The following is a 25,698-nucleotide window of genomic DNA, read 5'->3' on the forward strand; positions in this document are numbered from 1 at the left end:
TTTTGAGCAACAGCTTGCCTTCTGTTAAAAGGCAGCTACTTTTAGCTGTGACCATTTTTTAGTCTAAACTCCAGTTATCAAGGAGAATCCTTATTAGTCAGACAGATTGTTCTAGAGCTTTTTCAACCCACTCGTCATGGAGAAAAACAGATAGCGATTTTGACAAAACTCTCGTCAGCAGAAGCCTCAGCACCAGTTGTTACCCAACTCGATCTACAGCGACGGAGCGTCGAAAACCTATTTCAGACCGTCACGGAAAATTATGAGTGTGAAATTCAAACTTTAGGGTATCCCTCTTCAGCATTATTCTCTTTTTGTTTGGCGTTAGTTTCCTACAATATTCTCGCAACTGTTCGTGCAGTTCTGGCTAGTGTGCATGGATTTGGTAAAATCGAAGCAGGCCTTTCTGACTATTACATGGTTGATAAAATTCTTGCGTACCTATCGGGGGATGATGATTGCGATTCCTTCAGAAAATTGGAGTGTTTTTACTAATTGCGCTCGCCCACAGCTTGCAGAGGTTTTATTAGATTTGGCCGCTCTGGTAAATTTAAAAAGATTCCTTAAACAACCTCGCGCGCCCAAAAAAAAGAAAGAGCCACATCCGAAGCGATGCGCGTCACCGCCATCTATCAACTACCAGACTTCTCGACCAGGCTCAACAGCCACGCCAGACAGGGCTAGGTGCTTATGACGCACCTTACCGCCTTAGAGTAGGGTGTCAAACCACTGATACCAAATCCGCGTTAAAAACCCCTTGATAAGATTTGGCGATTGAAATCGCTACTACAGAAAGTTTCCTTCCTAGCTGAGAGGGACTAAGAAATCAAGGGGGTTTTTAAGCCGAATGCGGACATAGAGATATTAATGGACATAATATCCTGATTAGCGGCGTCCTGAGGTCAACGAATTGGAATTTCGATGATAAATTCAGTGCCTTTACCAGGTTCCGAGAGGCACTGCAATTTGCCGTTGTGTTTTTCCACGACAATTTGGTGCGAAATTGATAAACCCAAACCTGTGCCTTTGCCTACTGGTTTTGTAGTAAAGAACGGGTCAAACAAACGCACGATCTGATCTTCGGGAATGCCAGAACCGTTGTCTTTAATCCGAATGCAAATGCTCTTGTCATCAATCGTTTCAGTGTGAATCGTGATAGTAGGAAAGGTAGAATTTGCGGTGTCTTTTGCTTGGCTGCTGCTTTCTTCCAATGCGTCGATAGCATTTGCTAATACATTCATAAATACCTGATTTAACAGTCCGGGATGACAGTTTATTTGCGGCAGTTCTCCGTATTCTTTAATCACTTCAATACCCTGCCAGTTTGCCTTGGCTTTCAGCCGACTGTTCAACATTAATAAGGTACTTTCTAAACCTTCGTGAATGTCGGCAGTCTTGATTTTCGCTTCGTCCGCCCGCGAGAAATTGCGCAGAGTTTGAATAATTTCAACAATTCGCTCGCATCCAGTCTGCATCGAATAGAGCAATTTTGGCAGGTCTTCTGCTAGAAATTCTAAGTCTATATCATCGGCTTGTTGCTGAAGTTTTTCTGGGGGATTTGGGTACTCTTCTTGATAGACTTGCACGATTTCTAACAAGTCGAGAACGTAGCCTCGGACGTGGCAGAGGTTGCCTGCGACAAAGCCAACTGGGTTGTTAATTTCGTGGGCAATTCCTGCTAGCACCTGTCCGAGGGAAGACATTTTTTCGGTTTGTACTAACTGCATTTGAGTTTGCTGCAAGTCGCTTAAAGCTGTTTGCAGTTCTTGGGATTTTTGACGATCGCGATCGGCAGCGGCGGCCCGTTCTTCCTCGACTCCGATCGCCCCGGCAATAATTCCGATCAGCTTGCAGTCGGCTTCTGTGGGCGCGATCGACTCGGTGTAGACAACGCACAGCGCACCCACGTAATTGTCGCCCAGCCGCACTGCTTGTCCCAGATAGCTTCGCAGTTGGTAGCGGATGACAGCGGGATCGATTTTGCCGTAGATCGTGTTCTGCAAGTCAGGAATGGCCACAGCCCGATCGCTTCCTTTGCTGCATACGTCGGTGCAGATGTGCCCCTCGGCGCGATCGACCAGCGGGTAGTCGGGGGGCGCTTGCCAAGTCGCGATCGCGCGCAGCAGACCGCCACCGACGCGGCTGCAGATAGCGCAGCTTCCGCCCAAAAGCTCGCCGGCTAAGGATGTCAGGCGCTGGATGTTGTCACTGGCGTCGGTGGTGAATCCCAAAAAGCACTCGTTGATTTTGCTGAGGCGGTACTCTGCTTGCCTGCGCGCGGTCATGTCGCGGGAGTTGATCACAATTCCCCTCACAGCGGGGTCTGCTAGCAAGTTGATGCCCACACCTTCGAGAAAACACCAAGAACCGTCAGCGCGCCGGAACCGACCTTCTAGGGCGATCGGATCGCCTGGATTTGCGATCATTTTTTTGCCGTCGGACATCAGCGAGGGAAGGTCGTCAGGGTGGATGAAATCGACGGCAATTTGACGGGCGAGTTCCTCTGGTTCGTAGCCCAAAACTGTTTCTACAGAAGGGCTTTCGTAAACAATGCGGCCGCTGGCGTCGAGAATAGTAATGATGTCGGAACTGTTGAGAATTAGCGATCGCCATTTAGCCTCATTTTGCAACAAAGCTGACTCGGCTTGTTTGCGATCGGTAATATCCTCTACCATTTGCAAAATAAACTGCGGCGTTCCCTGACTGCTGTCGATGACAGAGGCGCTGAGGCGTCCCCACCGGATGCTGCCGTCTTGGCGGAGGTAGCGCTTCTCGATTTGGTAAGCTTCCCGCGAGCCCGCGGCCAACTGTTGGCGCAACTCGCGCGAAGCTTGTACGTCTTCCGGGTGCGTGCATTCGTCGAGGCCCACACCCCGCAGTTGAGCTTCCGATCGCCCCAGCATAGCTTGAAATGCCGGATTAGTGGCGATCGCAACACCTTCGAGGGTAGCGACTACCATGCCGATCGCAGCGCGTTCAAAAATTGCCCGAAACCGCTGTTCGCTGTCGCGCAAAGCTGCATCCGCTGCCACTTCCTGGGTGATGTCCCGCCCCGCCACTGCCAAACCTTTGCGTGAACCGTCGGGGTTGAACAGCGGCACTTTCCGCACTTCAAACAAATTGCTGCCGCCTGTGGGCAAGGGGACAATTTGGCGGCTGGAGGTGAGAGTGCCTGCTTGCCAGGTTGTTTCGTCGGTTTCCTGCCAATTTAGCAGGATTTCTCTGACTCTGGGATCGGCGGCGGCAGCGAGTTCGGCAGTAGTTTTGCCCTGGTAGTCTGCGGTTTCCCAGCCCAAAAGTTTGAGGGCGCAGTCGTTGGCAATCAGCCAGCGCCCCTCGCTGTCTGTGAGGTTGATCGCGTCGGGCACGGCGTCGATCGCGGTTTTCAGCCAGTATTCTTGATTTCGCAGGGCTGCTTCGGCTTGTTTGCGGGCGGCTATTTCGGCGACGGTTCCTTCGTAGTAAAGGAGTTCGCCGCCTGCGTCGCGGACTTCGCGCACGTTTTCCGAGATCCAGGTAGTGCTGCCGTCTTTGCGGTGGACGCAGGACTCAAACTCTTTCAGGGAACCGTTTTTGCTGATTTCGGCAATGAAGGAAGCGCGGCGGGCGCGATCGGCGTAAAGGTTTTTTGCCGAACATTTTGCGATCAGTTCTGACGGGGAATCGTAGCCGTACATTCGGGCGAGTGCCTGGTTGGCGCTGAGGTAGCGCCCGTCTGGGGCGGTTTGAAATATGCCTTCGGTGGCGTTTTCAAAGATGCTGCGGTATTTTGCCTCGGCTTGTTTGAGGGCTTCTTCTGCTTGTTTGCGATCGGTGATATCAGCTTGGACGCCGATGAAGTGGGTGACGATCCCGCTGCTGTCGCGCACCGGCGAGATGGTGAGTTCGTTCCAGAATGGGGTGCCGTCTTTGCGATAGTTTTTCAGAACTACTTTGCAGTCGTGTTGTTCTTTCAGGGCCGCGCGGATTCGATCGACGGCAGCGCGATCGGTATCCGGGCCTTGCAGGAAGCGGCAGTTCTTCCCGATTATTTCGGTGCGATCGTAGCCTGTAATCCTCTCGAAAGCCCGATTGCAGTAAACTATGGGCTTGTCCGGCCGGGTAGCGTCCGCGATCGCGATGCCGTTGCTGGTAGCTGCCAGGGCGCGATCGTACAGCCGAAATACTTCTTCTATTAGATTTGGTGTGCCGCCAGTACGAGTCGGCGATAGCGTTTCAGAAGGAATGCTTATATCTATCTGCATGAGTTTCTATAAATTGAGTTTAGTTTATTGTCTATCCCGACTGGCAGCACACCCTAGAGTTTAACAGAATTGCCTATTTTCCGAAGGCCGAAGTTAGAAGGCTATTATGCAGGATTTTGGCGGTAAATTATACCTCAAAAAATTTGGCTTCCCTCGTTTTTTTTCCTGCTTTTTTTTGCCTTCAAAGGAATCCTACTTGTTAATTTATAATAGCTTGTCCAGCGATAACTCTATCTTTGGTATGGTTTACTTGGCAGAGTTTATGCGGCTTGCAGGTTGGGGCATTTATTTTTTCGATTGAATCAAAAAAAATCTAGCATCTGGCTATAGTTAAATATTTTTTTGTTATTTTGTACTTAAAAAATTAACTTTTTATGAAAAAAGTCGAGGAAAAATTAATTTTGAACGAACACAGCAAGTTCCGAAATATCGTCGATCGCGAAAGTCGGTTCTAGGGCGAGACACTGAGCGCGATCGCCATATCCGTAAGTCGCCCAACAAACATCTATCCCAGCATTTTTAGCAAACAGCAAATCAACCGCTGTATCGCCAACCATTAAAACTTGACTGTTATCCAATTCCGGGAACAGCGGTTTAATAATCGAGTGAAACACAGCCGGGTTTGGTTTCATAATTATTTCTCCGTTGTCACCTAAAATCAAATCAAACAAACTGTAAACTTTTAATTTTTGCAGTAACAAATTAACAAAACTAACGTGTTTGTTGCTGAAAACTCCCAGGCTCAATCCAGACTGGCGCGCCAACTGCAAGACTTGCTTGGTTCCGGGAAATAAATCTACCTGCTTTTCACCTTCCGTCCGATAATAAGAGCGGTAAGTTTCAACCCATTCGGGAATTGCACTTTCCTCGATCGCCGGATGGAGGATTTTAAAACTATTTGGTAAATTGATGCCTATCGTACTTATAATAGTATCAGCAGCAGGCGGGATAATATTGAAAGTTTCAAAAGTTTTGGTAAAGCAAAATACAATAGCTTTGTGAGTAATTGCCAAAGTGCCGTCGAAGTCAAAAATAATTAACTTGTAATGACTCATATTCTTTAAAATTTTCTACATAGCAATCGGAGGTTTGCCACGAAATAATAGCATAATTAATCTCTCACTCACCAATTATAAGTAGAAATTTTCAACATTCAAGAGGTCAACATGAGTGTCACCGAAAAACCCGAAATTCTAGCCACAGATTTCCCAGACCACACTCAATTACCAGACTCCGACGGTACTTTTGTGAAAAATTTTCAAGAACATCCTCAAAGCATCCTGTTAACAACTTCAATTCGACCCATTTTAGACCAAATTCATCCCGACGGACAATACTGCATCGGTCAAGATTCCGGTATTTACTGGCGAGTGGCCGGGCCCCCGGAACCGCCAGAAAGAGGAGCCGAAGCACCTGATTGGTTTTACGTGCCCGACGTGCCGCCAACTCTTGACGGAAATCTGCGCCGTTCCTATGTAATGTGGCAGGAATTAATGCCGCCTCTGATTGTACTTGAATTTGTTTCTGGCGATGGCAGTGAAGAAAGAGATAGGACTCCTCGCCAGGGCAAATTCTGGATTTACGAGCGGATAATTCGACCTGCTTTTTACGGCATTTATGAAGTCAAAAAGGCACAAGTTGAAGTGTATCATTTGGTAGAGGATAGGTTCGAGTTAGTCCCACAAAATCAGCGCGGACATTACCCGATCGCACAAATAGGAGTGGAATTAGGCATTTGGCAAGGGGTTTATCAGGGCGTAGAACTGCCTTGGCTGCGCTGGTGGGATGCTTCCGGGAATTTGCTGCCGGCGGCCGAGGAACGGGCAGAACAAGCCGAATTAGTGGCAGAACGAGAACGACAAAGGCGCATAGAAGCTGAGTTGCGAATTCAAGCTTTGGAAGCGCGTTTGCGAGAGTTAGAAGGCGAGTAATTCGATTTTAGATTTTAGATTTTAGATTTTAGATTGGGGATGACTGATGATGATCGGGGTTGGGTTCTTCATAAGTCATTCGCAATTCTTCAATTCTTCAATCAACAATCTAAATTCGCATAAGTCGCAGATTCCGGTAGGGACACGGCATTGCCGTGTTCCTAGGAATATCATGTGCTGTAAAAACCCGATCGCCTAGCAGCCTCCTCAGAAACGATATAAACATTCATCGGTTATTATCAAAAATTTGCGTATATTAACTTAAGTATTGCATCACTTTTTGTGTAAGTCCTATGGCACTAATTGTTCAGAAATATGGCGGAACCTCGGTTGGTACAGTCGATCGCATTTTGGAGGTAGCCCGACGAGTTGTAAAAACAGCACAGCTTGGCAACTCTCTGGTTGTCGTACTTTCGGCGATGGGCAAAACCACCGACGGTTTAGTTAAACTCGCCAAGGAAATTTCCCCAAATCCCAACAAGCGGGAAATGGATATGTTGCTCTCCACTGGGGAACAAGTCTCGATCGCACTTTTGAGCATGGCATTGCAGGAAATGGGACAGCCCGCAATTTCCCTCACCGGCGCCCAAGTCGGCATTGTCACCGAAGCCGCCCACACCCGCGCCCGGATTTTGCGAATCGACCCGAATCGGCTTCAGACCCAGTTAAAAAGCGGTAAAGTCGTTGTGGTTGCAGGTTTCCAAGGCATCGCCGATGCCGGAGAATTGGAAATTACCACCTTGGGGCGCGGCGGTTCCGACACGACAGCAGTAGCCATCGCCGCAGCGCTGCGGGCCGACAGGTGCGAAATTTATACCGACGTGCCCGGAATCCTAACTACAGATCCGCGCTTGGTTGCCGACGCCCAATTGATGGACGAAATCACCTGCGACGAAATGCTGGAATTGGCGAGTTTGGGCGCAAAAGTCCTCCACCCGCGCGCGGTAGAAATTGCCAAGAATTACGGCGTGCCCCTGGTAGTGCTTTCTAGCTGGAGTGACGCCCCCGGTACGCGGGTAGTGTCGCCGCCCGCCCAATCCCGGCCTTTGGAGGGCTTAGAGCTGGCAAAAGCGGTGGATGCGGTGGAATTTGACTTGGATCAGGCGGGGGTGTCGCTGTTGCGTTTGCCCGATCGCCCCGGCGTAGCAGCGCGGTTGTTTGGTGCGATCGCGCAACAAAACCTCGATGTAGACTTAATTATCCAGTCAATTCACGAAGGAAATACTAACGATATTGCCTTTACAGTGAGGCGAAATTCCCTCAATCAAGCTGTCGCTGTTGCAGATGCGATCGTGCCCACCCTCGGCAAGAATTCTCGCCCAGAATTGGGAGAACCGGAAGTGAAAGCAGAAGAGCGGCCAATAGCTAAAGTTAGCATTGCGGGTGCGGGAATGATCGGTCGTCCGAGGGTAGCGGCGCAGATGTTTAAGACTTTAGCGGATGCGGGAATTAACATTCAAATGATTTCCACTTCCGAGGTTAAAGTTAGTTGTGCGATCGATGCCGAAGATTGCGATCGGGCAGTTGCCGAACTCTGCAAAACATTTGATGTTGCAAACTCCCCTATTGGGCGGCGTTCATCATCCCAAAAACCGCCCGCAGTCCGCGCCGTTGCGTTGGATCTCAATCAAGCGCGTCTCGCAATTCGCCAATTGCCCGATCGACCCGGAGTAGCAGCAAAACTGTTCGGACTTTTAGCCGAGGAAAATATCAGCGTAGACACGATCATTCAGTCGCAGCGCTGCCACAATATCGACGGCATATTAACTCGCGACATTGCATTTACCGTCGCGCAAATTGACGCCGAAGCTGCTAAAATAGTCCTCGAAAAAGCCGCCCCAGAATTCGGATGGGGCGAAGTAGCAGTCGATACACAAATAGCCAAAGTTAGCGTTGTCGGTTCCGGGATGGTAGCGCATCCGGGAGTAGCGGCAAGGATGTTTGAAGCGCTTTCCCGCCAGCAAATCAACATTCAAATGATTGCAACTTCCGAGATTAAAATTAGCTGCGTTGTGGATGAGGAACAAGGCGTAACTGCTTTGAAGGCAATTCACGCAGCCTTTGAACTTGCCGGCACTGAAAGAATCCAAGTTCCCGCCTAATACTTGTTTGCAGTTGGGAATTAAGATTGCGTCCGATCGGTTCTTTTATGGCGGTTTTCGGTAGGGACACGGCAGTGCCGTGTCCTTGCAAATATCGGGGACACAGCAGTGCTGTATCCCTACAAATATATTCGGATTTGGACACGGCAGTGCTGTGTCCTTGCAAATATCGATCGACCGTCAATAATGGGAGTTTTGAGTGCAAATTTCCTAACATGAGGCTGTGTTAAAATGAAACTGGCGATCGGCTAAAATGGATTGAATCTTATGACTGTAGCAAAGCAACAGATTACTGATAGCAGTAGCAATAGCGGTTTATCAAATTTCCGCATCACTGTTGAACGTCTGAGCGAGCTTTTAGATTTAGAAGAAGAGGATGAGTACGGAATTTTAAGACCGACTGAATATGCTTTCAGGACAGCAATGAAATTGGTTGTTGATGCATACGATAGCATGGGAAACAGTTTTCCCAAAGCCTCAAAGATAAGTCCAAATAAGAAAGGTAGTATTTGGGTTGCTTGGGAAAATACAAATTCCGATCGCGCAGTACGCTTGATCTGCCCGATTAATGCCGATCAAAAATCTTACATTTATCATGTGAGTGGGGAATATGGCTCAAAAGATATTACTTCAGCGGCAATATTAGTCGATCGGCTAAAGTGGTTTAATGAAGCATGAACGATAAATGTTTTCGGAGTGCATCTGATGGCACTTCCTTCATTTCATCATACAATAAATTTTGACTTAATATTTCTTGCGCGATCGCCTCCACCACCGGTACACAAACCGAATTCCCAATTTGCTTGTAACTTTCCCCCGCACTCGGATAACTCTTAAAATCTTCAGGAAAACCCATAAGACGGTAACATTCCTTCAGCGTCAACTTTCTCACCATATCTTGCTCGGGAATGTAGATAAAAAACCTGCCCGATGTTTCTTGCGAAGGAATAGTCGGATGCACTCCATCTACCGAATAAATGCGATTAGGCTGTCTGTGAACTCTCGATAAATGTTCTGTATTTGGCCTCACGCCCCTTTTCCAAGTACCTTTATTTCTGTAACCTACAAACAAAAGTCCCGAATCTTGCTTTCTCGGATAATCAATTAAAGTATACTCTGATTTGTCCAATATTTCAAAATCCCCTGTCTCGTCTAGAAAGTCCCTGAGTTGCGGAGGAAACTTGCTTTTAAGTCGAGAAAAATTAAATTCTTTACCTTTAGTTGCAATGATAAATATTCTTTCACGATGTTGAGCAATTCCAAAGTCTTTAGCATTCAGCATTTTGTAATTCACGCTGTACCCCAACTCTCTAAGGCTAGCAATAATTACTTTTAATGTATTTCCCTTGTCGTGATGGATTAAGTGCTTGACATTTTCGAGAACAATTACTTGAGGTTGCTTTATTTTGATGATTTTACAAATCTCGAAAAATAGTGTACCTCTAGTATCTTCAAAACCCAGCTTTTTGCCACAGATGCTAAAAGGTTGGCACGGAAACCCTGCGACTAAAATATCAAAGTCTGCTAAATCGGTGGGATTAATTTTACTGATATCTCCAAAAGGAACCTCACCGAAATTTTCTGTGTAAACTTCTCGGCATTTGCTGTTGATTTCGCAGGAAAAAACGCATTCAAATCCCTGTTTTTCAAAACCTTGTCTGAAACCTCCAATTCCAGAAAATAAATCTATAAATTTCATCTATAATTTGATCCAAAATGTTACTCAACCCAATGATAACAGATTGTGTTTCTCTCTATACTTTGACTCTGCGTTCTCTGCGTTCTCTGCGGTTAATTATACTAATTTAAACAAGTATTGCTACAATCCTCAATCTTATACCGATCGTTAAAAGTCGCAGAACCCCGCGCCGGACACGGCATTGCCGTGTCCCTACAGATATCGGGTAAAAGCGAAATCGCGCATTTACTCCCACCAACCTGCCAAACTTGTCCCGCAGCCGACTAAACTAGAAATAGCAAAAAAAATATAGCTATTGTTTACTTCTTTTCACCAACCATGAGTCAAACCTTGGAAAACCTCACCGCCATCGATGACAACCTATCCAAACGCCACCTCGATCTCGATCCGGGCGGCTACTTCATCATCTATCTCGATCGCGAAACCAGCTTAATTTGTGCCAAACATTTCACCAACATCATCGACGATCGAGGCCTCGCCGTCGATCCCGAAACTGGTAAACCCATCCCCGCCCGCGGCAAAGTAGAACGCACTGAGGCCACACTTTTTACCGCTAGAACCGCCAAAGAACTTTGCGTCAAAATCCTAGAAGAAACCCGCCCCAGCCCGGTGACAATGTTAGATCACGCGGCTTATCTGGGACGGGAATTTGTACGGGCAGAAATTGCATTGTTGAGCGATCGAGAATACGTTCAAGATTAGTGCAGCCCTGCCAGAGTTTCTTGACAAAACGGCAACCGATCGAATTTATCAGCACCCGATCACGAAAAACCTTGATACCAGAAATAAGTCACCATCGGAATCACTGTCGCCAATACCAACAGCACAACCACAATAACTGTGGCATTGCCTTGGTCTGTTTCTTCAGCTTTTTTAAACGTGCCTTCAACTTGAATGTTGTCAACAACTTCAGGAGGACCCGGATCGGGTTCGCCCGACAAAACAGTTGCAATGCGCGTACTTGCAGCCGCAAATGCCTCGTTGTATTTATTGCCTTCCCGCAGCGGCACTTGCACGGTTTCCCCGGCCACACTCTGGGCAATTTCATCGGTTAGCAGGGACTTAACCCCTTCGCCGGTGCGAATTGCCGCGCTGTTGGTAACAGTGTCGAGAACGAGTAAAATTTGATTAGTCTGGTCTTCTTTTGCGGGAAACCACTGTTCAAACAGTTGGTCGGTGAAAGTGGCAGCCGTTTCACCGTAGTCTAAGCGGTGGAAGGTGACAAATCGGACTTGTTTCCCTGTTTTGTTTTCCAGGTTGTCGAGTACGCTGCTGATATTGCTTTCGCTGCTGCGGCTGAGCACGTCGCCTTTGTCGAACACCCAAGTACGATCGCCCGCCGACAACACCGGCATTTCGTACACGCCAGTCGCCAATGCCGGCAATACCGCCATCTGCGATGCGATTAGGGCGATCGCGATCGCCGCGGCCAAAGGTTGGAGATATTTTCTCCAGTTAAATAATTGCTTCAGGAGTCTAGTCATGAGGTTAACCGTAAAACTGACTTTTTTCCAAAAATACTATAGAAATCCCCGTAAAATTCATTTTATGCAGGGCAATATTTACAATTAGCTCGCCAGTGGAACTCCCCGCCCGATTATTTTAGGATTCTAACTATGGAACCAGCAGACACTTATAAAGGTTGGATTATTCAATCCCAGAAAGTCTTCTACGTCGAGGTTTGGGATAGCCGCGGCAACCGCCACGTCGCCGTCCAAAATGCCAAGACTGAGGAGGAAGCTTTGGAATTGGCCAAAAAGTGGATTGAGAAATATGAGTCCAAACCCGGAAGAATGGCGATCGACGTACCTCATCCTTTCGGAGAGATGATCGATATGCCATTTTAACTCAGTTGACTGTTGACTGTTGACTGTTAACATTACAGCTTGTAGGGTGCGTCAGATAGAGAAAACCTCTTCTAATCGAGAAATTATTGGAACTGACGCACCCAAAGACTATGCCAGTTGCGTCCAGGACTACATTTGTCATGAGATACAATTACGAAATTCCTCGCAATTTCCGCGTGTTTTCTACCAAACTCCGAGCAAATTCGTCGAACCTTTCAGACAGTTTTTCATCCAACAATTTACCATCAGGACTAAAAGCTTTCCAAGCTTGTCCGATCGCAATTTGTTCCGGAATTACCCAAGCGTGCACCCATCTCAAAATCACGCGCAAATCATTGAGTGCGTTGCTGTTAACTTGCCCTCCCAAAACGCTAATCGCACCCGCAACCTTCCCGTCCAAATGCTCAAAACTCATCAAATCCAGGGCATTCTTGAGAGCACCGCTGACGCTACCGTGATACTCCGGCGTTGCCAAAATCAAGCCGTCGGCTTCCTTAACCGCATTCTGCAGCTTTTCCACATCCGGGTAATCGAGATAATCATTCTCGCCGTCGCAGAAGGGCAGCTTGAGCGATCGCAAATCCAATATTTCAACTTCCGCGCCCAGGGCCTGCGCCCTTTCTGCTGCTACCTTCAACGCTAACTGGCTGTAGGAGCCAGCCCGCAAACTTCCGCCAATGCCGACAATTTTTACCATAAAACTCAAAAACAATCACTGCTCGACTAAAGCGTACTCATTCCGACTATGAATAAGATAGCAAGTTCGATCGGCAACTGTCAATCGATTTTAGATTTTAGATTTTAGATTTTAGATTTACGGACTGAGCCCAGAAACCGGGTTTTTTGAGCAAAATCCTTGGTTATAGCCCGCAGATTAGGTAAAAAACCCGGTTTCTTGAGGAGCCGTGGATTCAAAACCCCCCCTCTTGAGGGGCCTCTTAAGATGCCAGCGAGAGATAAACCCATTCAACACCCGCCCTCTTGTTAAAATAAATAAAGGTAGCAAACCAAAAGCGGTCAATCTTGGCAGTCTTCAACCTTGGGCAAAGCAATATGAAAAATTCTTGGAAACACGCATGGCTGGGGCATCTAGCTGTAAACAAAGACAAATCGAGCCAGAATCCTAAAAAATCAATTCCAGGACGGAATCTGTGGCGCATCCTGGGCAGTTTGGTGATTTCTCAAGGAATATTGCTCTCGGCCCCGGTTTTTGCCGAGAGTACCCCAACCACCATGAGTTACAGCCAACTGATTGACAACATAGAAAAAGGGCAAGTCAGTAAAATCGAAGTAGACGAAACTCAAAGAACTGCCAAAGTTAGGCTAAAAAATCAAAAAAGCGATCAGGCCCAATCAGTTACCCTATTCGACTACAACAACCGAGAACTGTACTCGCAAATCCGCGCCAAAAAGATTGACTTTGAAGTTAAACAAACAGCCGACAACGCGGCCGCAGTCAGTTTAGTAGTAAACTTGCTAGTGATTTTTGCAGTGTTGGCAGTGTTGATGGCAATCCTGCGCCGATCGACCCAATCTCAAGGAAATGCCATGAACTTCGGCAAATCCAGAGCCCGTTTCCAAATGGAAGCCAAAACCGGCGTGATGTTCGACGACGTAGCAGGCATTGAAGAAGCTAAAGAAGAACTTCAAGAAGTCGTAACCTTCCTCAAAAAACCCGAACGCTTCAACGCCATCGGCGCCAAAATTCCCAGAGGAGTTCTATTAATCGGGCCTCCGGGAACCGGCAAAACAATGCTGGCAAAAGCCATCGCAGGCGAAGCAGCCGTCCCCTTCTTCAGTATCTCCGGTTCCGAATTTGTCGAAATGTTTGTCGGAGTCGGCGCCTCGCGCGTCCGCGACTTGTTCCGCAAAGCTAAAGAAAATTCCCCCTGCATCGTCTTCATCGACGAAATAGACGCCGTAGGAAGGCAGCGCGGCGCTGGTATCGGCGGCGGCAACGACGAACGCGAACAAACTCTCAACCAGTTGCTGACAGAAATGGACGGCTTTGAGGGTAACAGCGGCGTGATTGTGATTGCAGCTACCAACCGCCCCGACGTTCTCGATACCGCCCTGCTGCGGCCCGGCAGGTTCGATCGGCAAGTAACGGTAGATTTGCCCAGTTACAAAGGGCGTTTGGGGATTTTGCAAGTTCACGCGCGCAACAAAAAACTCGACCCAGAAGTTGCCCTAGACACGATCGCCCGCCGCACTCCCGGCTTTTCCGGCGCTGACTTGGCAAACTTGCTCAACGAAGCAGCTATTCTCACAGCGCGGCGGCGTAAAGACACGATTACTAACTTAGAAGTTCACGACGCGATCGACCGGATCACGATCGGGCTTACGCTTAACCCGCTGCTGGACAGCAAGAAAAAGTGGATGACAGCATACCACGAAGTCGGACACGCCCTAGTCGCGACCATGCTCACAAATGCCGACCCGGTGGAAAAAGTAACGATTATTCCCCGTTCCGGCGGCATCGAAGGCTTTACTAGCTTCGTGCTCGACGACGAAATGCTCGACAGCGAAGGTTTGAGGAGTCGGGCTTTGCTGTTAAACCGAATTAAAGTAGCTTTGGGGGGACGGGCGGCGGAGGCAGAAATTTATGGCGATGCTGAAATAGACACCGGTGCCAGCAGCGATCTCAGAAAAGTTAGCAGTCTTGCGAGGGAGATGGTAACGCTTTATGGAATGTCGGATTTGGGGCCTGTGGCTTTGGAAAGTCCTAACAATGAGGTGTTTTTGGGTCAGAACTGGAATTCACGATCCGAGTATTCCGAAGAAATGGCAATCAAGATCGATCGGCAAGTCCGGGAAATTGCCTTTGACTGCTACGAAGAAGCTCGCCGGATTATCCGCGAAAACCGCGCTTTGGTAGACAAACTTGTCGAAGCGCTGTTGGATGAAGAAACGATCGATGGCGACGAATTCCGCCAAATTGTCGATCGGTACACCGAGTTAACCAAAAAAGAGTTGGCCCCAACGTAAAGAGTCATTAGTCAGTTGTCATTAGTCATTAGTTATTAAAGTTTGTAGTGAGGACTTTATTCCTCATTCTCGAAAAAATCAGGACTTTAGTCATTACTACAAACCCAAAAAATGACTAATGACTAATGACTACTAACTAATGACTAATGACTAATTAAGATTGTTGCGCGTACATTTCCCGGAGTACCAAAGCCGGGTCTACCCAGCGACCGCCGTACTTCAATCCCCAGTGCAGGTGAGGGCCGGTCGTGCGGCCGGTCATCCCAACTCTGGCAATTCTCGCACCGGCCGGCACAGTTTGACCCTGCCAAGTTACCAGGCCGCCTTCGCGATCGATATAATAACGCCCACCGTTAGCTGTTTCCACCCGACCTCTGAGGTGACAGTAGATGTGTTCCCAATTTCCCGATCGCACCACCATACCAGTGCCGCACCGGCCATCTTCCCAAACTTCCACAATTTGCCCGCCCCACCAGTTGCGGATATAGCTGCCTTCGGGGGCGGCTAAGTCCAAACCGTAATGAAAATCGCCGCCGCGGGGGCCGAAGGCGGAACTGTAGGCTTCAAAATTTTCGACGGGAAAAGAAGCTTCTTGCCACAAATTACCCGTAGCTACTTTGCTTGGTAAAGTTTGCTGAGCCCGGACTAACTCCTGCCGCCATCCCATACCAACTAAACCCATGCCGATCGAAACTGCCACTAGCAGCATCGATTTGGGACGAATTAAGCGTCTTGCCACCTGCGGGCTTGTAGAGTCTTGCACGTTTTTTTTCATTCCTCAAAGTTGAATGGATTTGCAAGTGTGCCTTGTCTGTTGTGCCAATTCGCCGCCAAACAGGCGGGTTTGCCCTACCCACTAGCGAATCAGTTGACCAACGTGTATCTTACTGCATACAGAGCCGGTGTCAAGGCTTCGGGTTAAATGCTATGGGGAACAGAAAATTATTTTCCTGCGGAATTCCTGATGCGGTTGAATTCGATCGAGCTTTTGCTTGACACTATAGTTAGTTCGGGGATTTTGGATGCCTTCTGAAATCTCAAATTCATCACCAACATCAAGCAATGCTTACTGAAATTTTTCCCTTTAGTTTTGCCATAGACGCAACTGCGATCGCCGGTGCGTCTTTGTGGTCTTTGGCCCTCTATTGGGGCCTGTCGCCCCTCACAGAATGGGTAATCCTGCAACTCAACCGCTGGATGAATTTTGCTGAGAGATCCCTCTACACCTCGGAAGCCGAGTTTGAAAGAACCCGCCAAGCCAGAGAAGCCCAAAATGCTTTTTACGCTTCGCTGTTAAGCATTCTGCCCTTTTTGATTGTTGGCGGATTGTGCAATTGGGGCGTCGAATTGTCGCTGGGCACTGGTTGGGCGGTATCTATGGGTACGATCGCCTGTATTGGCGGCGGCGTTTACGAACTCGGCCGCCGAGACGGTCAATCTTAGGCGATTTTAGATTTTAGATTTTGGATTTTGGATTGATCAAGATATTCGGAGATTTACCAGTCTTTAGAATTGATCGTAATCTCAAATCCAAAACTCAAAATCTAAAAGAAATATGACATTTCCAGTTTATTTGTCGAGCGCGCCTCAAACAAAATTAGCAATGTATTTTAACCGTAATTTGACTCAGGATGTTTGCCTAAAAGCCGCAGTTGCCGTTCAGTAGCGGTAGCGAGAATTTCGGGATTGAACTGCCACGGCCAAGGCGAAAATTTCTGCGCGATGTCGCGGTGGGAATAATGCACTTGCAGCATATAACGAGTGCGATCTGTTGTCGTATTTCTGCCGCCGGAGTGCCAAATTTCACTGCGGAAAAATAACACATCTCCTGCTTTGCACAACACTGGTTCTGGGGAGTGTCCGTTCCAAGTTTCTTCCCCACGCTCTGGTTTTCGACCAGATTTGTGACTGCCAGGAATAATGTAGGTAGGACAGAGGTCTTCAGCGATGTCGCTGAGATAAAAATGGGCTGTACAAATCCATACTGGCAGTTGAAAAGTGCGATCCTCTCCGAGGGCTGCGCTAACGGCAAACACGCTTTCGGGCACGGGTACAAACACCCGATCGACGTGGACGCGCCAACCGTCATAACCGGGCCCGCTTTTCCACGCAGTCATGCCGATAATGTGGCAATCGCTGCCCATTAATGCTTCGGCTAACTCAATTATACCCGGTCGATCTGCATAGGAAAGCCACAGCCGATCGCGATTAAAAACGCATTTAAAATGTTTGTTTAATTCACTCCAACTGCTGCCGTCGAGTCCGAAGGGTTGCAGGCGATCGAGTGCTTCCCGCGCCGCCGCTATTTCCGACGCGCTGAGCACACCGGGAATCAGCGCAAAACCATCTTCGCGCACCGCCTCTACCGCCCCCGCTGTGTCGAAAATGTCACAAGTCTTTTGCCGATAGCTGAAAACTTCGCTTAACGTGCTTGCGTTCATAATTCAAATCAGAGTAAAATTATTAACTGTTATTAAATTAACACTAATTCTGCTGGATATTTACATACTATGGAGCCAACTACCCGGTTTATTGATACATTAGGACTTACACAAAATCTAATTATGTAGGGTGCGCAGTGCGCACATTATGTCTGATTTGGGGATAAATTAAATGCAATACCAACCAGAACCAACATCATTAAATCAAGCCCGCGCCGCCTTCCAAAAAATCTGGGGCTACGATGACTTTCGACCGCCACAAGGAGAAATTGTCGGCAGTTTATTAGCCGGAAAAGATACAATAATAATTATGCCGACAGGTGGTGGCAAATCAATCTGCTTTCAACTGCCAGCTTTGTTGCAAACAGGCTTAACTTTGGTAGTTTCGCCGTTAGTCGCACTGATGGAAAATCAAGTGCAAGAATTGCGCGATCGCAATCTGCCCGCTTCCCTCCTCCACAGTCAATTGCCAACACAGCAGCGCCGACAAACTATGCAATCGCTGCAACAAAACAAATTAAGATTGCTGTACCTGTCTCCGGAAACATTACTCAGTAAACCTGTTTGGGAAATTATCAGTCAGCCGCACATCCAAATCAACGGTTTAATATTAGATGAAGCTCACTGTTTAGTGCAGTGGGGTGATACTTTTCGACCAGCTTACCGCCGTTTGGGAACAGTGCGCCCGGCTTTGTTGAAAGCTAAACCAGCAAACAGTAAAATTGCGATCGCAGCTTTCACCGCTACCGCCAACCCCGACGCACAGCAGACAATCAAAAATGTCTTGCAACTGCAAAAACCCGAAGCCTTTCTGCTAAGTCCCTACCGTTCTAACCTGCACCTGCAAGTGCAGACTGTCTGGACGCCGAGAGGACGCAAGCAGCAATTATTAAATTTTATCAAACACCGACAAAAACAAGCAGGTTTAGTGTATGTCCGCACTAGAAAAGATAGCGAAAGCTTGGCGGATTTGTTGAAAGAAGCAGGTTATGAAACAGCAGCATATCATGCAGGTTTAAGTCCAGAATCACGACGAAAAATAGAAAAAGCTTGGCTGAACAATGAGCTTAAATTTGTGACTTGTACCTCAGCATTCGGGATGGGAATTAATAAGCCAGACGTTCGGTGGGTGGTTCACTTTCAAGCACCTTTGCTATTATCGGAATACATTCAGGAAATTGGTAGAGGCGGACGCGACGGCAAATCGGCGATCGCCCTGACATTGATTAGCGAACCGACGGGTTTGCTTTATCCCGAAGATAAACAAAGAGCACAATTTTTTCAAGATAAATTGCGATCGCAATACCGAGAAGCTCAGCAATTAGCCAAAAAACTGCCAGTTAAAGGCGATATAGAAGCTGTTTCCCGCGAATTTCCCGAAAGCGCGATCGCCCTTTCAATCTTGCACAGCAGCGGACAATTAACCTGGCAAGATCCTTTTAATTATGCGATCGATAAATCTACCCAGCAAAAAGGCGAAAAACAAAACTTTACCGCAGCGGAAGAAATGGCAAAATATCTCAAACATCGCGAGTGCAGGTGGCAATTTTTGCTGCAAGCTTTTGGCTTTACCAAGGAAGCTACATCTATGCGGTGCGGCCACTGTGACAATTGTCGATAGAATTGACAATTATACTCAAACGACTTAACCACTCCAACCCAAGAAACCGGGTTTTTTACCCAGTCTGCGGGTCCAAAGGAAGTATTGCTGTGAAACAATCCCGTTTCGACGCACCCGTGCGCTCGCGAACTCACTCAAAGATGTTATGATTAAGATATTTGCTTTACAGATTTGGCAAAAAATAGTAAAAAGTAAATGATAGAAACAGACACTGCGGCACAGATTTACACAGTAGAAAATACAGAGGAATTCGATCGCAGTAATGTCAATCAGCGATTAGATATTTGGCTGTCAAACCAGATACCGGACTTATCTCGATCGCGAATCCAAACCCTCATATCACAAGGCAACGTCAAAGTCAACGACGAAACCTGCACCTCGAAAAAAATATCAGTAAAAACGGGCGATCGCATCCACCTCACATTACCCGAAACCCAGCCCACTTCCTTGCAGCCCGAAGCAATTCCCCTCGACATCCTCTACGAAGATGACAGCCTAATTATCATCAACAAACCAGCCGGATTAGTCGTCCACCCAGCAGCCGGACACCAAGACGGTACATTAGTCAACGCTCTGTTAGCCCACTGTCCCCTAGCAGAAATAGGCGGAGTTCAGCGGCCGGGAATCGTGCACAGATTAGACAAAGATACAACAGGTGCGATCGCGATCGCCAAAACCGACATCGCCCACCAACACCTGCAAGCCCAACTCAAAACAAAAACCGCCCGCCGCGAATATTTAGGCATAGTTTACGGGGCTCCCAATACCGAAACAGGCACAATAGACTTACCCATTGGGCGGCATCCCACAGACAGAAAAAAAATGGCAGTAGTACCAGTAGAAAAAGGCGGTCGCCCCGCAGTTACTCACTGGACAATCAAAGAAAGAATCGGCAACTATTGCTTAATGCACTATCAATTAGAAACCGGCCGCACCCATCAAATTCGCGTGCATACAGCCGAAATAAAACATCCCATTGTCGGCGACCCGATGTACAGTTCCAACCGTTCTATCGGCGTCAATTTAACAGGACAAGCCCTCCACGCATGGCGACTGACATTGCAGCATCCCGTAACTGGAGAATTAATAGAGGCGATCGCACCTTTACCAGAGCAATTCAACACCCTGCTAAAAATATTGCGCCTGCGCTCTCACACTTGATATCTTGGGCAGTTAAAACTGCTAAAGTCCTTAATATAAACATTTTTTCCCCTTCCTTTTTTCTTCATTAAACTTCTTGCCTAAATCTTTGATGCAAGAGGGAAACCGCAGATGAAAGTAGATGCACGCAGATCAACGCAGATATATTTAAAGATAGTTGGCGAAGGCATTCAATTCAAGTCTAATATTTATCGGTTAAATCCTGTAGATTGCTCGTTGCCTAACTTCCTTCTTTCCCCAAAAATTATGAGTCCTAAGTTTTGGATTCCAAGTTTATCAAAAAACTCAAACCTCAAAACTCAAGACTCAAAACTCTCTCAGCCTAAAAGCCGATCGATTCAGTCGATCGCCCGACACAAATAATCGCATCAGGGCAGCATCAATTACCGGCGACGGGGAACCATCGTGTCGATATTGATATTAGCTAGAGGCACGCGCTGCGGCGGAGTAGCAGGTAGGGGCATATTGCGCGCCATACCCAAATAGTTCGACGGATCGCCAGCCTTCGCCTGCTGTTCTTGAGGAACAAAACGGCGGACACTTGTCTGCCAGATGATTTGCGGGAAGCCAAGCTGCGAACGGTGGTACTCACCGTAGCGGGGCGTTTTCAAGTTGAAAGGAGTTTCCCCTCCAACTCGCTGAGGCAAAATTCGGCGCTGCTGGTAAGGTATTGTGTCATAGCCGAACTTATCCAGGTACTCTTCGCTATTGACCAACTCGTCAATAAAGCCTTGAGGCCCCTTATTGGCTACTACGATCGACCAAGCAATCTTTTCGCGCTCGCTGTAGACATCCCGGCCCAAAATGCGCTGCACGCACATTTCCACAAACCGATAGTTGCTGTTAGTTTGATAATTCCGCTCTAGGAAAGGAGCAGAAGTCGCCAAACCGCGAATAAAATCCCGCACAGTAATTTGGCCGAACTTGAGTTGCGACTCCAAAGACTTTTGGCGGTTGCTCTTGAGGATTTGGTGTTCGCTGTAAATCTGGCGATATCCAGCCCAAATCAAATTTTCCATGTCTCCAGACGAGAGCACATTTTCAGTTGTGAAAATTCTGGGCTTCTCGTCGCTCCCCACTTCAAAACCAGCAACGCGCTGGTTTTGGCTCTTGGGGGCGTAGCTTATCAAAGGTAGCGCCACGTTAAAATCTCCGTTATCTCAAATTTCAGAAATAGTTGACACCGTGAGCTGCCAGCATAACGGATACAACTAACCAACATACAGATTAGGGGATTCCCGCAATCTAAATCTGATTTTCCTGAATTTTTGCAACAATCTGTAACATTTGTTGACTGTTGTCAGTGGGCAGTGGGCAGTTGGCAGTTGGCAGATTTTAGTCAACCGTAAACAGTCAACCGTAAACAGTCAACCGTTCACAGTCAAATAAATTACCAGCCCAGAGCCGAATAAAACTCGCTGGCGGCCACTTGAGCTGCTGCGGGTTCTGATGTTGCATCCGAGTCTGGTTCCACCCGAATTTCGGTACAAAAAGTCGAAGTGCTGAAACCGCCAAAGCGCTTTACGGTACTCGTTCGCATCCGCACGTTCGGATTAGCAAACCAAAAACGCTCGATCGAACTCATCGTCTCGTATTCCGTAATTAGCAGCAGCCCATCCTCATCATCCATCTCAAAACGGCCAGCTACCGGCACAATTTCCGCATAGCCGCGTTCCCGCAACATCAAACCCTGCCGGGGATTTTCAGGATCGGGGACGATCGCGAACACCGTAGACCCTTTATGATTCTCATCATCCTTATCCCACGCCATCGAGCCGTGCCAAGTTACAAAAGCCCCCCCAGCAGCCCGGCTCGGATCGACTTCGTGCATCTGGCAAATCTCGGCCACTCGCGCGTCATCCGCAGCCAGCGCCGTTACCTGAATATTTGAATCCCCAATCTCCGCTTGGCGGAAAGCGAGGTGGTGAGTGCTGCGCTGCGATCGCCACTCCCCAGCACTGCTTTGAAAAAACTCCATTGCATTCATACAAACTATCTCCTTTGGCTTAGGCTTCCCGGTCTTGACGCCTTTTTATGATAATGCTCCCCCCACTTAGATGTACTTTTGCTACACAAATTAGTCTCAAAATGTGTACTTTGGACATATTGTCAAGCGAATGTTATGATAGTTTACAATGTAGGAGACACAACAAATCCTGCGAAACGTCATCCCGATCAATCTCGCATCGATCTCAGCAAACTGGAGGAGCGATTTATGGATATGCCTACAACCAGCCTCAGCATGGAACAGCAGTTCAAACTTCAAGTGCTGCGCGAACAAGTCAAAAGCTTAAGCCAAGACCAAGCTCAGGAATACTTGCTCGAAGTTATGCGGCAAAACATGGTCAAAGAAAACCTGTTAAAACATTGGATGAAGAATATGTGAACTCTTCAGCATTTCTTGACAAAAATCAGTGGCTTGTATCTGCAAAAAGTACGATCGAGCTTTTAATCATAAAACCCAGAATCCCGCTTTCTCCAAGAAAGCGGGATTCTAAATTCAGAAAAGTTTTACGCAGTTTTTTTTGTCGCTACCATACTCAGCAAATTAAATGTTTTTAGTCTCTTATAGAGAGACGACAGTTTTTGTAGCGACAGGCTTCAACCTGTCGGGGACTCAACCAAAACGGCCGCTCACATAATCTAAAGTAGACTCTTCCTTCGGACTTTGGAAAATTACCTCAGTCTTGTCACACTCCACAAGATAGCCAAACCGCTTCCCATCGTCAGAAAGTTTAGCATTAAAAAAAGCAGTCAGGTCAGAAACCCGAGAAGCCTGCTGCATATTGTGAGTAACGATCACAATCGTATACTTCTCCTTGAGTTCCCGCATCAACTCCTCAATCTTAATCGTAGAAATCGGGTCAAGAGAAGCGCAAGGTTCATCCATTAACACTACATCAGGATTAATCGCGATCGCCCTAGCAATACACAAACGCTGCTGCTGGCCACCCGAAAGAGAAAAACCGCTTTGCTTCAACTTATCCTTCACCTCATCCCACAAATAAGCTTGGCGGAGCGACTTCTCCACCAGCTCATCCATATCCCCCTTATAATTGTTCACCCTCGCACCGTAAGCAATATTGTCATAAATCGACTTCGGGAAAGGATTTGGCTTTTGAAACACCATCCCAATCTTGCGGCGCACCGCCACAGCATCAATATCAGGAGCGTAAAGATTTTGACCGTGGTAATCAATTCTACCCTCTAAACGAAAACCGCTAACTAAATCGTTGAGGCGGTTAAAACATCGCAGAATTGTACTTTTACCGCATCCAGACGGCCCAATCAAAGCAGTAATGCGATTTTTAGGAATCTCCATACAAACATTTTTAACCGCGTGAAAAGCGCCGTAAAAAATATTGATATTTTCTGTCCGTAAAATTGTTTCCGTTTGCTTGTCTAAATCCATCATCATACAGGTAACAATCCTCTCAATTTTTACAAAATAAGCCGAAAATGTTATTGGTTATTGGTTATTGGTTATTGGTTATTGGTTATTGGTTATTAGCCTTACCCAGCGACTAACTAATAACTAATAACTAATAACTAATAACTAATGACTAATGACTAATGACTTCAATACACTTTTTTGTGAGTAGCCCAGCGAGAAAGAATACTCGTCAGCAACACCATACACACCAAAATCAAAGATGCAGCCCAAGCCAATTCTTTCTGTGCCTTAAAAGGAACCGTTGCAAAGTTGTACACCAAAACCGAAAGACTCGGAGTTGGCTTATCAAATCCTGCCGGCCAAAAAGGCGAATTCAGCGCCGTGAAAATCAAAGGAGCCGTTTCTCCAGCAGCGCGAGCAATTGCCAGCGTCACACCCGTTAAAATAGCCGGAATTGCCGCAGGCAAAACCACCTGCAACACCGTCTGATAATTAGAAGCGCCCACACCAACCGACGCCCATCTAATATCTTGCGGGACGATTTGTAGAGCTTCGTCAGTAGTCCGCACAATCGTGGGCAACATCAGCACTGCCAGCGCCGCGCCCCCTGCAATTGCCGAAAAACCTCCCATATTTACCACGAACAAACCGTAGGCAAATACCCCGGCAATAATCGAAGGAACGCCGCTGAGGACATTAGTAGCAAAGCGCACCCAGCGAGCGATTTGGCCGCTGCTGAATTCCGACAAATAAACGGCTGCCAATACACCAAAAGGAACAGCAATTAAAGAAGCAATTCCCACCGTCATCAATGTACCGACAATTGCATTAGCAATACCGCCTCCGGATAGCCCTGGTGGCGGTGGCAGCTTGGTAAATAAGTCTAAATTCAGGCGATTGAAACCTTGTACCGTGACGTAGGAAAGCACTGCAAACAAAGGCAGCAGAGTGAGTGCCAGACTAGCTCCAGCCAGTACAGTCATCCCCAGACTAAACAGCGCTTGCGGGCTGTTTTTAACCTTCTTTAAGCTGTCTGTTTTCGATACCAAAGGATTCTCATCGGAGACTCTATTTGACATAAACTAAAATTATGTAGGAAATTGCGACCAACTTCTAGTTGTACTTCGCTCTTACTTGAGAAACAATCCACTCTGCCAAAATATTAACAATCAGCGTCATAATAAACAGAATTAGCCCAGTGTACATCAGAGCTGCTACTTGCAACCCCGAGGCTTCCGCAAACTGATTTGCCATCAAAGAAGCAATAGTATTTGCTGGAGCTAGCACAGAAGCACTTAACTGATTGGAATTGCCAATTAACAGAGTAGCTGCCATTGTTTCTCCCATAGCGCGACCGAGCCCGAGCATAATTCCGCCGACAATCCCGGAGAAAGCAGCAGGTACGAGTACCCTAAAAATGGTTGTCCAGCGAGTTGCTCCTAAACCTAGAGATGCTTGTCGCAATTCGGGCGGGAGACTTGCCAAAGAGTCGCGGGAGATAGCAGTAATAATGGGCAAAGTCATGATTCCCAAAATTACTCCGGCTGGCAACATTCCCGGGCCGACTGGCGGAGTGCTAAAAATCGGCAGCCATCCGAAGTTACCGTTGAGAAACTTTCCGACAGTGCTAATCATGGGAATCAATACAGCAATTCCCCACAAACCGTAGACTACGCTGGGAATGGCAGCTAAAAGTTCTACTAAAAAAACCAAAGCTGTGCGGACTGGCAGCGGCAAAAAATCTTCACTCAAGAAAATGGCAGTCCCTACTCCTAATGGTACTGCAATTAGGAGCGCGATCGCCGAACTGACGATCGTCCCGTAAATCATCGGCAGCGCGCCGTACTCTTCTTTAACCGGATTCCAGCTACTGCCAAACAGAAAGCCCAAACCGTACTGTTGAATCGCAGGTAAAGCCCTGTAAGCAACGGTGAGGGCGATTACCAGCAAAATTACACCAACTCCTATTCCCAAAATCCGCGTCAGCCAGATAAAGCCTTGGTCTAAGGATTTTTCTGCTTGAGAGCGCGATCGGCTCTCTGATTGAGCGCTGTGATTATCTGAAATCATAGAAAAAAAAACCAAATATATAGTAGCGGAAAATAGCCTGTTTCGGAAAAAGCTAGAAGGAAGCAGAAAGAAAGACCATAAATAAAATCAAAGAGGGGCGGGTTTATTAATCCCCTGACTTTTCAACAAATATTTCTGGTAAAACCCGCCCCTACAGAAATATCTCTCTTTTTTTCTTCCGTCTTCCGTCTTCCGTCTTC

General features: G+C 47.4%; 22 protein-coding genes. 10 read left to right on the plus strand and 12 right to left on the minus strand.

What is annotated here, in order from left to right; genetic code table 11:
• Positions 1–902: 902 nt before the first annotated feature.
• Together QUA78_RS16115 and QUA78_RS16120 are read right to left on the minus strand one after the other, a co-directional pair.
• Positions 903–4,244, minus strand: a complete 3,342-nt coding sequence (locus QUA78_RS16115; RefSeq protein ID WP_333305662.1) for a PAS domain S-box protein — start codon at positions 4,242–4,244, stop codon at positions 903–905.
• A 395-nt stretch (positions 4,245–4,639) separates the two neighbouring features.
• Positions 4,640–5,299: an HAD family hydrolase gene (locus QUA78_RS16120; RefSeq protein ID WP_333305664.1), complete on the minus strand. Its 660-nt coding sequence runs from the start codon at positions 5,297–5,299 to the stop codon at positions 4,640–4,642.
• Between the two features lie 111 nt (positions 5,300–5,410).
• Here QUA78_RS16120 and QUA78_RS16125 point away from each other — a divergent pair, with 111 nt between their 5' ends.
• From QUA78_RS16125 to QUA78_RS16135, 3 genes are all read left to right on the plus strand, one after another.
• Positions 5,411–6,175 (plus strand): Uma2 family endonuclease, encoded by a 765-nt coding sequence (locus QUA78_RS16125; protein ID WP_333305666.1) that lies wholly within the window; start codon positions 5,411–5,413, stop codon positions 6,173–6,175.
• Between the two features lie 293 nt (positions 6,176–6,468).
• Positions 6,469–8,277, plus strand: a complete 1,809-nt coding sequence (locus QUA78_RS16130; protein ID WP_333305668.1) for an aspartate kinase — start codon at positions 6,469–6,471, stop codon at positions 8,275–8,277.
• 267 nt (positions 8,278–8,544) lie between these two features.
• Positions 8,545–8,955, plus strand: coding sequence for a hypothetical protein (locus tag QUA78_RS16135; protein ID WP_333305670.1), 411 nt, complete (start codon positions 8,545–8,547; stop codon positions 8,953–8,955).
• On the opposite strand, the gene dcm is transcribed toward QUA78_RS16135, so the two are convergent.
• Positions 8,942–9,976 carry a DNA (cytosine-5-)-methyltransferase gene (dcm, locus tag QUA78_RS16140; protein WP_333305672.1) on the minus strand — a complete coding sequence of 345 codons (1,035 nt, stop codon included), beginning with the start codon at positions 9,974–9,976 and terminating at the stop codon, positions 8,942–8,944. The two genes, QUA78_RS16135 and dcm, sit on opposite strands and share 14 nt — an antisense overlap.
• Positions 9,977–10,294: 318 nt before the next feature.
• Here dcm and QUA78_RS16145 point away from each other — a divergent pair, with 318 nt between their 5' ends.
• Positions 10,295–10,678 carry a DUF4346 domain-containing protein gene (locus QUA78_RS16145; RefSeq protein WP_333398897.1) on the plus strand — a complete coding sequence of 128 codons (384 nt, stop codon included), beginning with the start codon at positions 10,295–10,297 and terminating at the stop codon, positions 10,676–10,678.
• Between the two features lie 59 nt (positions 10,679–10,737).
• On the opposite strand, the gene psb32 is transcribed toward QUA78_RS16145, so the two are convergent.
• Positions 10,738–11,460: a photosystem II repair protein Psb32 gene (gene psb32, locus QUA78_RS16150; protein WP_333398898.1), complete on the minus strand. Its 723-nt coding sequence runs from the start codon at positions 11,458–11,460 to the stop codon at positions 10,738–10,740.
• Between the two features lie 132 nt (positions 11,461–11,592).
• On the opposite strand from psb32, the gene QUA78_RS16155 reads away from it, so the two are divergent.
• A complete protein-coding gene (locus QUA78_RS16155) occupies positions 11,593–11,823 on the plus strand; it encodes a hypothetical protein (protein WP_333398899.1) in 231 nt (76 codons plus the stop codon).
• Positions 11,824–11,974: 151 nt separating this feature from the next.
• On the opposite strand, the gene QUA78_RS16160 is transcribed toward QUA78_RS16155, so the two are convergent.
• Positions 11,975–12,520 carry an NADPH-dependent FMN reductase gene (locus tag QUA78_RS16160; protein ID WP_333398900.1) on the minus strand — a complete coding sequence of 182 codons (546 nt, stop codon included), beginning with the start codon at positions 12,518–12,520 and terminating at the stop codon, positions 11,975–11,977.
• Positions 12,521–12,876: 356 nt separating this feature from the next.
• On the opposite strand from QUA78_RS16160, the gene ftsH reads away from it, so the two are divergent.
• Complete coding sequence (gene ftsH / locus QUA78_RS16165) at positions 12,877–14,811, plus strand: ATP-dependent zinc metalloprotease FtsH (protein ID WP_333304751.1); 1,935 nt, start codon at positions 12,877–12,879, stop codon at positions 14,809–14,811.
• Positions 14,812–14,965: 154 nt separating this feature from the next.
• Here ftsH and QUA78_RS16170 read toward each other — a convergent pair whose 3' ends face one another.
• On the minus strand, positions 14,966–15,586 hold the full coding sequence (locus QUA78_RS16170) for a M23 family metallopeptidase (RefSeq protein ID WP_333304749.1): 621 nt from the start codon (positions 15,584–15,586) through the stop codon (positions 14,966–14,968).
• 287 nt (positions 15,587–15,873) lie between these two features.
• Here QUA78_RS16170 and QUA78_RS16175 point away from each other — a divergent pair, with 287 nt between their 5' ends.
• Positions 15,874–16,254, plus strand: coding sequence for a hypothetical protein (locus QUA78_RS16175; RefSeq protein WP_333046563.1), 381 nt, complete (start codon positions 15,874–15,876; stop codon positions 16,252–16,254).
• A 167-nt stretch (positions 16,255–16,421) separates the two neighbouring features.
• Here the strand turns inward: QUA78_RS16175 and QUA78_RS16180 are convergent, their stop codons facing one another.
• Positions 16,422–17,252 carry a phytanoyl-CoA dioxygenase family protein gene (locus QUA78_RS16180; RefSeq protein WP_333304747.1) on the minus strand — a complete coding sequence of 277 codons (831 nt, stop codon included), beginning with the start codon at positions 17,250–17,252 and terminating at the stop codon, positions 16,422–16,424.
• 172 nt (positions 17,253–17,424) lie between these two features.
• Here QUA78_RS16180 and QUA78_RS16185 point away from each other — a divergent pair, with 172 nt between their 5' ends.
• Entirely contained in the window at positions 17,425–18,873 is a 1,449-nt protein-coding gene (locus QUA78_RS16185) for a RecQ family ATP-dependent DNA helicase (protein ID WP_333304746.1), read from the plus strand.
• A gap of 195 nt (positions 18,874–19,068) precedes the next feature.
• Positions 19,069–20,034 (plus strand): RluA family pseudouridine synthase, encoded by a 966-nt coding sequence (locus QUA78_RS16190; RefSeq protein WP_333304745.1) that lies wholly within the window; start codon positions 19,069–19,071, stop codon positions 20,032–20,034.
• Between the two features lie 383 nt (positions 20,035–20,417).
• On the opposite strand, the gene QUA78_RS16195 is transcribed toward QUA78_RS16190, so the two are convergent.
• Together QUA78_RS16195 and QUA78_RS16200 are read right to left on the minus strand one after the other, a co-directional pair.
• Positions 20,418–21,176 (minus strand): phycobilisome rod-core linker polypeptide, encoded by a 759-nt coding sequence (locus QUA78_RS16195; RefSeq protein ID WP_333304744.1) that lies wholly within the window; start codon positions 21,174–21,176, stop codon positions 20,418–20,420.
• 248 nt (positions 21,177–21,424) lie between these two features.
• Complete coding sequence (locus tag QUA78_RS16200) at positions 21,425–22,021, minus strand: phycobiliprotein lyase (protein WP_333304743.1); 597 nt, start codon at positions 22,019–22,021, stop codon at positions 21,425–21,427.
• A gap of 135 nt (positions 22,022–22,156) precedes the next feature.
• On the opposite strand from QUA78_RS16200, the gene QUA78_RS32890 reads away from it, so the two are divergent.
• Positions 22,157–22,420, plus strand: coding sequence for an NblA/ycf18 family protein (locus QUA78_RS32890; protein WP_445302394.1), 264 nt, complete (start codon positions 22,157–22,159; stop codon positions 22,418–22,420).
• Between the two features lie 231 nt (positions 22,421–22,651).
• Here QUA78_RS32890 and pstB read toward each other — a convergent pair whose 3' ends face one another.
• The 3 genes from pstB to pstC form a co-directional block, all read right to left on the minus strand.
• Positions 22,652–23,452: a phosphate ABC transporter ATP-binding protein PstB gene (gene pstB, locus QUA78_RS16210; RefSeq protein ID WP_333304741.1), complete on the minus strand. Its 801-nt coding sequence runs from the start codon at positions 23,450–23,452 to the stop codon at positions 22,652–22,654.
• A 161-nt stretch (positions 23,453–23,613) separates the two neighbouring features.
• Positions 23,614–24,507, minus strand: a complete 894-nt coding sequence (gene pstA / locus QUA78_RS16215) for a phosphate ABC transporter permease PstA (RefSeq protein ID WP_333304740.1) — start codon at positions 24,505–24,507, stop codon at positions 23,614–23,616.
• Between the two features lie 34 nt (positions 24,508–24,541).
• Positions 24,542–25,498: a phosphate ABC transporter permease subunit PstC gene (gene pstC, locus QUA78_RS16220; protein ID WP_333304739.1), complete on the minus strand. Its 957-nt coding sequence runs from the start codon at positions 25,496–25,498 to the stop codon at positions 24,542–24,544.
• Positions 25,499–25,698 lie beyond the last annotated feature (200 nt).

The organism is Microcoleus sp. K4-B3, from assembly GCF_036704615.1.
Taxonomy (GTDB): Bacteria; Cyanobacteriota; Cyanobacteriia; order Cyanobacteriales; family Microcoleaceae; genus Microcoleus.